The organism is Paenibacillus sp. 05T425 (assembly GCF_056396205.1).
Genome location: NZ_JBFTLA010000012.1, coordinates 16,691 through 28,809 on the forward strand (window position 1 = coordinate 16,691; position 12,119 = coordinate 28,809).

General features: G+C 50.2%; 10 protein-coding genes. 9 read left to right on the top strand and 1 reads right to left on the bottom strand.

Annotated features, from left to right (window positions below):
• Positions 1 to 74: 74 nt before the first annotated feature.
• A complete protein-coding gene (locus AC1DF0_RS24330; RefSeq protein ID WP_477575638.1) occupies positions 75 to 1,817 on the top strand; it encodes a pullulanase-associated domain-containing protein in 1,743 nt (580 codons plus the stop codon).
• Between the two features lie 93 nt (positions 1,818 to 1,910).
• Positions 1,911 to 5,279: an alpha-amylase family glycosyl hydrolase gene (locus AC1DF0_RS24335; RefSeq protein WP_477575640.1), complete on the top strand. Its 3,369-nt coding sequence runs from the start codon at positions 1,911 to 1,913 to the stop codon at positions 5,277 to 5,279.
• Positions 5,280 to 5,333: 54 nt separating this feature from the next.
• Here AC1DF0_RS24335 and AC1DF0_RS24340 read toward each other — a convergent pair whose 3' ends face one another.
• Positions 5,334 to 6,395: a SepM family pheromone-processing serine protease gene (locus AC1DF0_RS24340; protein WP_477575642.1), complete on the bottom strand. Its 1,062-nt coding sequence runs from the start codon at positions 6,393 to 6,395 to the stop codon at positions 5,334 to 5,336.
• A 133-nt stretch (positions 6,396 to 6,528) separates the two neighbouring features.
• Here AC1DF0_RS24340 and AC1DF0_RS24345 point away from each other — a divergent pair, with 133 nt between their 5' ends.
• From AC1DF0_RS24345 to AC1DF0_RS24375, 7 genes are all read left to right on the top strand, one after another.
• Positions 6,529 to 7,095, top strand: coding sequence for an RNA polymerase sigma factor (locus tag AC1DF0_RS24345; protein ID WP_477575644.1), 567 nt, complete (start codon positions 6,529 to 6,531; stop codon positions 7,093 to 7,095).
• Entirely contained in the window at positions 7,073 to 7,870 is a 798-nt protein-coding gene (locus AC1DF0_RS24350) for a hypothetical protein (RefSeq protein WP_477575646.1), read from the top strand. Before AC1DF0_RS24345 ends, AC1DF0_RS24350 begins: the two co-directional genes overlap by 23 nt.
• A complete protein-coding gene (locus AC1DF0_RS24355; RefSeq protein WP_477575648.1) occupies positions 7,854 to 8,726 on the top strand; it encodes an ABC transporter ATP-binding protein in 873 nt (290 codons plus the stop codon). Before AC1DF0_RS24350 ends, AC1DF0_RS24355 begins: the two co-directional genes overlap by 17 nt.
• Positions 8,723 to 9,853: a hypothetical protein gene (locus tag AC1DF0_RS24360; protein ID WP_477575650.1), complete on the top strand. Its 1,131-nt coding sequence runs from the start codon at positions 8,723 to 8,725 to the stop codon at positions 9,851 to 9,853. Before AC1DF0_RS24355 ends, AC1DF0_RS24360 begins: the two co-directional genes overlap by 4 nt.
• 158 nt (positions 9,854 to 10,011) lie before the next feature.
• Complete coding sequence (locus tag AC1DF0_RS24365; protein WP_477575652.1) at positions 10,012 to 10,380, top strand: GntR family transcriptional regulator; 369 nt, start codon at positions 10,012 to 10,014, stop codon at positions 10,378 to 10,380.
• Positions 10,377 to 11,258: an ATP-binding cassette domain-containing protein gene (locus AC1DF0_RS24370; RefSeq protein WP_477575654.1), complete on the top strand. Its 882-nt coding sequence runs from the start codon at positions 10,377 to 10,379 to the stop codon at positions 11,256 to 11,258. The genes AC1DF0_RS24365 and AC1DF0_RS24370 overlap by 4 nt, the downstream gene beginning before the upstream one ends.
• A complete protein-coding gene (locus tag AC1DF0_RS24375; RefSeq protein ID WP_477575656.1) occupies positions 11,255 to 12,004 on the top strand; it encodes a hypothetical protein in 750 nt (249 codons plus the stop codon). The genes AC1DF0_RS24370 and AC1DF0_RS24375 overlap by 4 nt, the downstream gene beginning before the upstream one ends.
• Positions 12,005 to 12,119: the final 115 nt, after the last annotated feature.

Below are 12,119 nucleotides of genomic sequence, written 5' to 3' on the forward strand. Positions count from 1 at the left end.
TTCAAGAAGTTGCACAAACGTTTGCACAACTGTGGGGGAACATAGAAGTTATCACATGAGGAGGTAAGCGTGGGATGAAACGAATGCTTAAGAAAAGTGCTGCCAGGTTTATGGTGCTGGTCATGTTTGTAAGCGCTATCACAGGGGCGGCCCCGGCGGTCTACGCGCAAGATCCGCCAGAAGCGCAGACGCTGCAAAGCCCGGTTATCGGCACGACGTCGGATACGGGGGCGGAGGTTACCTTTTATTTTGATGGAACAGCGAGCGGGATTCCAGGCAAAGAGCGCATTATCGTGAAGGGGGAGTTCAGCGGCTGGAACGAGCGCGAGCTCACGAAGGGTAACAACGATATATGGTCTTACACGGCAGAGCTCCCTGCTGGATGGTATGCCTATGGACTTGCGTCGTATCCAGGAAATACCTGGCATGGAGATCCGCTTAATACGACGATTATTAAGGGTGGCAATCCAGGCGTTGCCGTGCCTGGCATTGTGTTTGATGCACCGTTCGAAGTACTGACAGACAGTACGACAACGTTAACCGGCGTCTATTTTACAGGCAATGAGGATGATACGGAGGAGCTTGACTATTCGCTGGCAGCACCTAAGGATGGCGTAACGATTAGTGATGGCACGTTAATCGTTGATGAAACGGCGACTGCGGGAACGGTGGATGTGATTGGTGAATCGGGCGGCGGCAAGTCGGTCACGCGTACGATTCGAATCGTTGACGAGCTGCTGTCGAGTCCGGTCATTAACGGGGACGGCACGGTAACGTTCAATGTTGTATACGACGGTCCGTCCCTTTACTTAGTAGGCGCGATGAACGGATGGGATATTGATCATGCGATTCCGCTGGCGAAGACGGATGGTGTATTCAGTGTAACGATACCGCTTGCTGCCGGCATGTATGAATACAAATTCGTGCCGAATAATGGCAGCTGGACAGGAGATCTGCTGGATTCGCTTAACCCGCTTACGAGCGGAGGCAATTCCAAAGCTGTCGTTCCTGGCCTTATTTTAAATAATCCGAGTGCGATTGAGCAAGGAGCAGAGCTTCCGCTTACGGCTAATCTGCAGAGCATCGACAATACGCCAGCAACGGCCGTAACACCTGTCTGGAGCTTGGAGCAGCCCGTTGATGGAATATCTATCGTAGGCAATAGCCTGGTTGCGGCTGCGGATGCAGAGGCAGGCGGTACAGTCACCGTTGTTGCAGAGTATGATGGCTATATGGAGAAACAAATCATTTCGATCGTCGAGAAGATGAACACATTCACGATTCATTATTATCGGTTMGATGGCACGGCTAATGATTGGAATCTATGGCTGTGGCCTCAAGGGGTGAACGGCCAAGGGTATTCGTTTACGGATTCGACAGATGAAGGCTATGCGACAGGAGCGTACAAGTTCCAACAATCGGAGATTAATGTGATTCCGAGGTTGTCTGTGCAAAACAATGATTGGTCCCAGCAAGACTCGACTCGCAAAGTAGCGATTCAAAGCGGCAATTCCGTAGAGGCATGGATCGTTGAAGGGATATCGACCGTTTTTTACGAAAAGCCGGTTATTGAAGATTTAATCCCGCTTCAGCGGAAAGTACGGTTCCAATATATTCGTGAGGATGCGGACTACACCGATTGGAACATTTGGACATGGGATACGGGTAAGACGAACGGGACTGTATTGTTCACGAAATTCGATAATGGCAAGGCAGTTGCCGATATAGCGATTGGCGAGCAGACGAAGCAAATGGGCTTCAAGCTGCGCAAAGGCTTTGATTGGGAGACCGCTGTCATCGATCAGAATTTTGACTGAGTAATTGTTACCGGCACGGAGCCGCTGACGAAGGTCATCGTAACCGGCGGACAAGGTGCATTCCGCACACTGCCGGCAAGCTCTGCGCCTGTATTGGCGGATGGCGGGGCTACCTTCTACTACAGGGACGATGCGTTGTTCGAGACTGAAGAGATGCATTTGATCGATGGCGTGAAGCTGAAGATTGGCGATAGCGAATACCMGATGGTTTACGATGCGGAGGATGAAAGATTCAGCTATAGGTTAAATGCCCTTACTGAAGGGACGCTAACCTATACTTATCTTGTTACGAAGGATGATGTTACGACGGAAGTAACGGATCCTCGCAACACGGTAGATGGCGTATCTACGTTGACGTATAAGAGGCCAACTGTAAGCATGACGTCGGAAGTAGGCCCTTCTACGATTTCGTACAATGAAAATGCGGTATTGAAGATAGCGTTGACCGCCGAAGATGATACCCCTATGACGGGTCTCTATGCAGATCTAAGATCGATTGGCGGCAATGCGGTGACCTTCATTGACCCTCAGCTTAATGAGCTGACGATTGCAGTGAAGGACACGGTAACGACCGGTCTGAAGAACATTCCGATTACAGCCATTGATATCTATGGAAATAAGCATATGCATACCGCCAAAGTACGTGTGGCAACAAGAAAAACGGTTGGCGGAGCAGACGACTTCGATTGGGATGAGGCACGCATTTATTTCATGCTGACGGATCGCTTCTTCAATGGAGATCCATCGAATGATGACCCGAACGGGGAGAACTATGATACGTCGCATCTCGAAACCTATCATGGCGGGGACTTCAAAGGCATTACCGAGAAGCTCGGCTATCTGGATGAGCTCGGTATCAATACGATCTGGATTACGCCGATTGTCGATAATATCGACTTTAACAAGGGCGTCGATTTCGACGGTCAACAGTATGGCTACCATGGCTACTGGGCGAAAGGTTTTACATCGATTGACGAGCATCTGGGCGAGCTGGAAGACTTCAAGGAACTGATCGACGCGGCTCATGAGCGCGGCATCAAGATTATGGTAGACGTTGTGCTTAACCATACCGGCTACGGACTGGACGCATTAGCAAGCGGATGGTCTGGATTAACGAACTTGCCGACAGCCGAGGAGCAGCAGGTGTTCGCAGGCATGCTGCGCGATGAGGATGAGGATCCTGTCGTTCGCTACTCGTTAGCTGAGCTCCCAGACTTGAAGACCGAGCTTGCTGAAGTGCGCGAGCAGATCGTAGCATGGCAGACGGATTGGATTGAGAAGTCGATGACGGCGAAGGGCAATACGATTGACTACTTCCGTGTCGACACGGTGAAGCATGTCGAGAATACGACGTGGATGGCTTTCAAAAACGCGCTGACGAAGATCAAGCCGGACTTCAAGCTTATTGGTGAAAATTTCGGCGCAAGCGTGAACAACGATGGCGGTTATTTGCGGAGCGGCATGCTCGATTCCGAGCTTGATTTCCAATTCAAGGTCATTGCGCGAGATTTCGTCGATGGCCGAATAAACAGCGTAGAGCAGGAGCTAGCGCAACGCGACGAAATGATTGACAACACGGCGACCTTCGGCCAATTCCTTAGCAGCCACGATGAGGAGGGATTCCTCATCAGCTTGCTTGTCGATGAGGACAGGCAGAAGTTCCGCGATGGAACGCTTGAGCCTTCGATGCTCGCGGCTGTGCAAGCTAAGCAGAAGATTGCAGCCTCGCTGCAAATTACGGCCAAGGGCCAACCGGTCATTTATTACGGTGAAGAGCTTGGGCAATCGGGCGTGAAGGCTGAAGATATGGGGGCGGGCGACGTGAACGAGAACCGTTACGATCTGAATTGGGACGGTTTGGACGACCCGGCTTACAATCATATTTTCGACCATTATAAGAAAATGCTCAATATCCGCGCGCAATACTCGAAGGTGTTCTCCAAGGGAACGAGAACGCAGGTAGCGGGAAGCGATGAAGCTGGTTTCACTTTGTTCGAGCGGGCGTATAAGGGTCAAAGCGTATACGTGGGCATTTCGACCAAGACGGATGAGAAGCAGGTGACGTTCTCCGTACCTTACAAGGCAGGGTCAACGGTTCAGGAGTTATACAGCGGACAGCCGCTAGTGGTTGCGAGCGACAAGACGGTTACTGTGACGCTACCAAGTATATTAGATGGCGGAACTTTCGTTATAGCCGGCCCAGCTAAAGTGTCGGGAGATAATAGCGGTGTTGTGCCGGAAGTGCCGGTTGGTTCGACGGTTGAGGTAATCGCTGAGGTAAGCGGAGATGCAGGCTTGCGGACGGCAACGGTGGCAGCCGATCAGCTTGGAGCTGCGATTGATGCGGCCGCGCGCGGCGAAGGCAAGGTGCAGGTCCATATACCTGCGGTCGCTGCTGGCGAAGCAGTTGATGTGCGCATTCCGGCAGCGATGCTTGAGAAAGCGCGTGAGGCTGGCGTGGATTTGGAGCTCGTATACGAGGGCATGACGATTAAGATAGCCGCAGGAGCGCTAAGCGGAGCCGAGTTAAATAGGGCTGAATATGCGGTTATATCGCGCAGCTTGTTGGAAGAGACAGCGGAAGCGCGCTTGAAATCGGCTATTGCGGCCAAGGATAGCGGTTATGCGGCAATTAGCGAAATCTATAGCTTTGGCGTCAAGCTCGTCAATAGAGCTGGCGAGACAGCTTACGTGAACAGCTTCGGTACAGATGTGCAGATCAGCATAACGCTTAGCGCGGATGAGCTGGCGCTCATTACGAATAAGCTGAAGACAGGCGTTTACTACGTGAAGGAAGACGGCACATTGGAGTTTAAAGGCGGAACGCTAATAGGCAGTATTCTTACGTTTAGCACGGAACATTTCAGTGAGTATGTCATTATGCAATATAACAAGAGCTTCTCGGACGTGAAGGAAGGGTGGGCGAAAGCTTATATCGAGCTGTTGGCTGCCCGCCATATTACGAGCGGAGTCGGTGGAGACCGCTTTGATCCGAAGGGAACGGTAACTCGCGGCCAATTCGCTGCTTTGTTAGGGCGAGCGCTCGGCTTGAAGCCGGCTGCTGCTGTTGGAGGCAAGTTCAACGACGTGTCTGACAATGCCTACTATGCCGGTTATGTGGAGGAGCTTAACAAGCTTGGTATTATTCAAGGATATGAGGACGGCAGCTTCAAGCCAGATGAGGTCATTTCTCGTGAGCAATTGGCAGTAATGGTCATTCGGGCTTACTACTTTGTAGTTGGATCGGCTTCGCCCGCGGTTTCTGCAGGCGCAGCTGAATTCAAGTTCAAGGACATACACGAAGCATCACCATACGCAGTCGCAAGCATTGAAGCAGCTTATAAGCTTGGTATCATTAACGGTGTAGGCGATGATCGCTTCGCTCCGAATGCTGCCGCTACCCGCGAGCAAGTCGCGAAAATGTTGATCGAGCTGCTGAACAAGTCAGGCAAGCTCTCGTAATACGTAAAGCCCCGAACCAAGCTCGCAGGAGCTGGGTTCGGGGCTTCTTATTGTTTATGCTGAGGTATCCAGATGACTTAAGTAATCTAGTGCCTCGTCCAAAGTGCTGACGGGCACGATCGTAATATCGTAACCCCGCTTCTGAGCTTCGTCCAAAATATCTTTTTCGTTGCTGTCGGTCGGATTCACGTCAGCAGGGCTGAAAAATAGATCCACGCCAGCACGCTCGGCTGCGATGATCTTATCGCGAATGCCTCCGATCTGACCGACATGGCCGGCTGTATCGATTGTACCGGTACCTGCAATCTTTCGTCCATGTGTCAGTTCAGCGGGATCTAGTTGATCCGCAATTTCGAGCGCGAACATGAGTCCCGCGGAAGGTCCGCCTATGTTCGCTACAGTGAATTCGACCTTAATAGGCGGAGTGATCTTGAACTGGTCCTCCGTTACAAGTCCTATTCGCGGATACGCCTTGCTAGATGTCACTTCGCTTCCAGGGAGGCCGTAAAGTTCAACATCGAGCTTGAGCTGCTGATCTCCGCGCAGTATGCCTAGCGTGATCGTGTCGCCAGGGTTCTTCCCGGCATCAAGTAAAGCAAGCATATCGTCTAGCTTCGTAATAGGCTTGCTGTCTGCCTCGTTAATAATATCTCCCGGGAACAGAATTCCCTTCGCCTTGGAGCCGGCATAGATCGATTGTACGAATATGCCCGTATACTTCAAAGGAACTTGCTTGCCCGAAGCTTCGAGCGCCGCTACAACGGCGCTATTTTGCGATTGCTTCATCATATGCTCGAGCAGCGCTTTGTATTGTGAAGTCGTGAGGTTGCCTCGGACCTGGCTTGCCTTGCGGACTTCCGTATCCGGGGCGAGCAGCCCATACAGCAGCGTGAAGGTGTTGCTGACTTTAGAACTGAAGACGGTCGTCAGGTTGAAGCTGCCTTCCTGCGAAGCCGCACCGTTCTCCACTTTGACGTAATCCGCAATATTCTCTACGGTGCCCGGTTGATAGATATAATAAGGAAGCGGTATGAACAGCATGCATGCAAGAAGCAGCAGCGCGATAGAATAAATAATTCCTGCTCGCGATCGTGAGTTGTTGGTTTTGTAGCTCATTGGTTGCTCCTTCCTGCCTAGATATCTATTTATACTCTTTATTATCCCACAATAGAGAAACGTTTTACAAAAAGATGAAGCCACATACAACTTTTCTGCAATCCTATCCGTTCTACTAGCCGAGGTGAACAAATTGCCGACAGACGAACAGTTAATTGAGGAGATTCAAGGCGGCGGACAAGCTGCCATGGAGGTGCTCGTAAGGCGATACTACAAGCAAATATACGCCTATATGTATCGTAAGACGAGCAGCAGCCATACGGCTTATGATCTGACCCAGGATGTATTCGTGAAGATGGTGAACAGCATTCAGGCGTATGCAAGCAAAGGCAGCTTCAACAGTTGGTTGTTCACGATTGCGGTCAATCATTGCCGTGATTATTACAGATCCGCGTCCTACCGGCATGGTGCCAATAGCATGATGTATGATGAGCGGCTCGATTCGAAGCAGAGCGAGTCAATTGCTTATATTTTTGAGAAGAAGGAATCGAGAAAGCGCTTGAAGCAGGCGATTGGCACGCTTCCGGATATGCAGAGCGAAGCGATATTGCTTAAATACTATCATGATTTGAGAATCCGCGAGATCGCTGACATTACTGGAGCGAATGAATCGACGGTTAAGGCGAGGCTCAAGCAAGGCGTGGACAAGCTGAAGAAAATGCTTAGGAGGGAAGATTATGAGCAAACGCACCATACCTGAGCGGCAGGCAAAGGATGAGCTGTTGGAGCTGGATGAGGAAATGAAGCTGCTGCTGGACGATTATTCCGTTGAATACCCAAGCGAGGATGCCATTGTCCGTACGATTGATACACTAAGGCCCTATGTGATTTCGCCTGAACTGCGACATTCAACGAAGGGACGCCTGCCGATTAAGCGGGACCTTTTCACGATGCTGCATATTCGGTTCGGTTTTTGGCTTATCAATGTGCTGTTTTTCTTAGCTGGCCTGTATTTTTGGGGCTACAAGGACGGCGATCCATACACGATTTTGATGCTGCTTGCTCCAGTCCCCTTCCTCATCGGCTTGCTGGAAATTTTCAGAGGACGAGATGACGGGCTAATCGAGCTCGAAATGAGCTGCAAGTATTCGGCGCAACAATTGCTGCTTGCGAAGATGGTTGTTATTGGCGGCTACAACGTGCTGCTTAGCTCATTGCTGATTACAGCATTCGGCATGTTCGGCGAACCGATCGTACTCACGAAGCTGCTCATGTACTGGGTCGCGCCGTTCACCGTCGTGTCGAGCATCGGTTTCAGCGTAGCCTGCCGGGTTCGCGGGGCTGTCAGCACTGCAGTCATGCTAACGTTATGGCTATTCAGTATCATCGGAATCATGAGCAGCGAAGAGCTGTATAACGTTATGAATGGGCTTCATCCATCGCTCTATGCCACAGTATCGGCGGCAGCTATAGTCGTATTTGCATGGCAGACGAAACGCTTTAGAAGAGGTGATTATTTTGAAATTATCCATTGAAAGAATATCGAAACAATTCGGTCGGAAGAGAGCGCTCGAGAACGTAACCTGCGAATTAACCGAAGGGCTGTACGGCTTTTTAGGAGCGAACGGATCTGGCAAAACAACGCTGATGCGTATTCTGGCATCGGTCTCACGACCAAGCTCCGGGCGAGTTCTGCTGGACGGCGTCGATATAAGTATCATGAATGAGCGTTACCGCGATCTGCTCGGTTACTTGCCGCAGCATATGGGGCTGTACAGAAATTTCACCGTACAAAAGTTCCTATTCTACATTGCAGCGCTGAAAGGATTGGACAAAAAGCAGGCAGAGCTGAAAATAGACGAGCTGCTTGAGGCTGTGCATCTTACAGAGGAGAAGCGGAAGAAAGTCGGTAAGCTGTCCGGCGGCATGAAGCAGCGGGTGGGAATCGCCCAAGCGCTCCTTAACGACCCGAAGATTCTTATTGTCGATGAGCCGACGGCAGGATTAGATCCGAAGGAACGCATCCGCTTCCGCAACTTGCTCCAGACGATAGCGGCAGACCGCATTGTGCTGCTCTCTACGCATATCGTGTCGGACATTGAATATGTGGCCAAGGAAATTCTCGTCATGAAGAATGGGATGCTTATCCAGAAGGCACAGCTGCAAAAGCTGCTAGACCGTTTGCATGGCAAGGTATGGACGATCGAAGCAAGCGTTGGCGAGGTTGGCGCGCTTCAGGCTCGCCATAAGGTGAGCAGCCTCATTAACGCCGGCGATCGGATCTCTGTACGCATTTTGTCCGAGCATAAGCCGGATGAGCGGGCGGCAGAAGCGATCCCTGATTTGGAAGACCTGTACTTGTACTATTTTGACGAGGAGGCCCCGAAATGATAGCGCTGGTGAAGTTCGAACTTTATAAAATCTTCCGTCAGAAAAGCATCTATATCGTATTGGTCGTTATGCTCTTTCTTATTACGCTCAGCATGGGCGGCCAGTTCGGCGGTTCCTCCACGTCTTATTACCAATCGTGGGAGGGCGAGTTGACGGAGGAGAAAGTCGAAAGCGCTGATGCTGCCTGGCAGGCTATTTCTGCTAAATACGACGGAGAGGATATTCAGTGGAGCGAGGAGGATCGGATGAATGCGGGAGTGCTCGAGGCGATAAGCAATTTGCATTTCAGAGAGATGCAGCGTGCCGAGCAGACCGAAGCGCTGAAGGAGTATCTGTATACGGCGGAGCAAAATGGCGGGCGAGGTTATGAGCAAAGAAAGGCGGAGCTCCATCTGAGCATGCTGGAGAGCTTCCGGATCAACCAATTTTATTATAGCCGCGGAGCGGGCGAAGTGATCGATTTCGTGAATACGTTCGGACTTGTCATAAGCGGAGCGCTGCTGCTCGTTGGTTTGGCTTCGATTTTTTCAAATGAATACGCAACGGGCATGGACCAGTTTCAACTCAGCTCCAAGCTGGGAAGAAAACAGCTCGTCAGTGCAAAAATCATTGCATCGTTGATGTATCTAGCTCTTGTCGTCTTCATCTGGGAAGTCTTTAGCATCATTTATCAAATCAATAAATACGGAGGCGGCGGTTGGCAATCCCCTGTGCAAAAGCTATTTAAGTACAGCCATTCACCTTACGCTATGGACCTTGCAACGTATGGCTTCGTACAGCTTGGCATGCATCTGTTAGGCGCTGTCGGCCTAGTCACGGTTATCCTGCTCGTATCGGCGCTGTGCCGGCACACGATGTTGTCATTTTTGATATCCGGCACCTTGTTCGCACTGCCCATCGTTATTGTGAACATTTTAAAAATCGATATATCATGGTTAACCTCCATCCTGCAACTCAGCATGACGAAAGTAATGGCGGTAGAGGTACTATTCATGGACTTCTCGACGATAAATGTATTCGGTCTCCCGGTCCTTTATCCGTTTGTTGCGATTGCGGTTATGGTTGCATTAATCGCATTATGTCTGTCGTTGTTATACGGAACGATGCGCCGTAAAGAGGTTATATAATTGTTCGACAGAGGCTGTTTCCAATGAAATAAGGGGAACGGCCTCTTTTTCGTTGGAGGAGTTGGACGAGTTCTGCAAAATTGGGTTTGACAAGGAATCGGAATGGTTGTATGGTTAGTTACATAACTAATGAACCACATAAGCAAAGAGGTGATAGCGTGTTCGACGACCGTAGCCCCATCTATCAACAAATCGCGGATAAGATCAAAGAAGATATTATAAGCGGCATTCTGCAAGCAGACGAACAAGTCATGTCTACTAACCAATACGCCTCGTTTTATCGAATTAACCCTGCAACGGCAGCGAAAGGCTTTCAATTGCTTACTGACGAAGGTATTTTGTATAAGAAGAGAGGGATTGGGATGTTCGTAAGCGGAGAGGCAAGACAATCGCTGCTCGCGCAGAGAAGAGATGTGTTCTTTGAGGAAGTAGTAGATAAAATGTTAATCGAAGCGGATAAGCTTGGCGTACCGCTCAGCGATATTATTAGACGGATCGAAACTGCGAAAGGGAGGGATGAAGCATGACACTTAGGATAGATGTGAATAAGCTTCATTTGCGGTATGGGAGCTTCATTGCGTTGCACGAGCTGACTTTCAAACTAGACGGTGGCAAAATATACGGCTTACTGGGGCGCAATGGCTCGGGGAAAACAAGTCTGCTGTCCATTCTCGCCTCCTTCCGTCTCCAAACGGCCGGTTCGGTTGCGATCGGCGGCGAGGCGCCTTTCGAAAACGCGAAAATAATGGAGCAGGTCTGCTTCATTCAAGAAAGCGGCCATATGAGTGACGGATTAAGCGTACGCGACGCACTTGCGCTTGCGGCAAGCTGCTGGCCGAATTGGGATGATGAGTACGCGCGTAAGCTCGTCAAGCTGTACGATCTGCCGATGAAGAAGAAGTTCATGGAACTTTCGCGCGGAATGAAGTCGGCTTTGGGCGTTACGATCGGCCTTGCCAGCCGCGCTCCGGTTACGATTTTCGACGAATCCTACTTGGGAATGGATGCGCCGTCCCGTTACGTGTTCTATGAGCAGCTACTGAACGACTACATGGCTCATCCGCGCACGATTATTATATCCACGCACTTAATAGAAGAAGTGGCATCCTTATTCGAAGAGGTACTGATTCTCGACCGAGGAAAGCTGATCGTTCACGAAGAGACCGAATCGCTGCGGGCGAAGGGAACGGCTGTGACGGGACCGGCTGAACGCGTGGACCGATTCGTGCAGGGGATGACTGTGCTTGGCGAACAGAAGCTAGGCGGCACGAAATCCGTGACGGTGTTCGGAGCGTTAAGCGAGGCTGCAAGGGGGCGGGCTATTAATGAGGGACTAGAGCTCGGACCGGTATCGTTGCAGGATTTGTTTGTCCATATGACGAAACGAAGGGGCGATGAGCAATGAATCGGAAGAGAAGGCATCCAGCGATGAACGTTGCGCTTAAGTTAATGCATGCGTACCGATGGTCGCTTAGCATCTATTGGGTTATTTTCATATGCATGTATGTGATCATTGAGATTATTAATAATGCTTCAGCGCTTGCCGGCAACGATATTGATGCAAAAGCCATATGGGAGGGAGCATCCACCTCGCCTCGCATATTTCTACTCGTCATTGGCATTATGTTGACGCCGTTATCGATTGCGGGCTTTGTCGCGAATGGCGTGACGAGAAAATATTTTATATGGGGAGCAAGTGGCTTGATTGCGGTTTATTCGGCTATCTCGGCGCTCATCATGACACTGGGGTATCCTATTGAGAAATGGATTTACGATCGGTATGACTGGGTGGTCACATATAAAAATCCGCATTTGTTCATCGATGCCTCGCAGCCGTGGTGGATGTTCTTKGAGTACTTTTTCAATTTCATTGCCTACTTCGGCAGCGGCTGGTTAATCGGATCATGCTTCTATCGGTTTAATTGGAAGCTCGCAACCGTGTTATGTTTGTTTGCCTTGTTACCTGTGCTCGCAATGGAAGCAGTGCTTTCCTCCGACTGGGTAGGCTCGCTTTTGCAGTCCACCTTCGATATCGAGCGTGCAAGTATTTTCGTTGTTGTCCTACTCGCGTTATGCGTGATTGCTCTTCTATACGGCGCCGGTTACTTGATGCTTCGTAAGGTGACGATTAAGCGCAAACTCATTTCATAGGGATTTGAATGAGCGGCTTCTTCAGAAATTATTTCTGAAGAAGCTGTTTTTTTTTGGAGTTCGTGACACCCTGTTGTCAATTCGAACGTTTATAATTGAGAAAAAGTGGAATGAC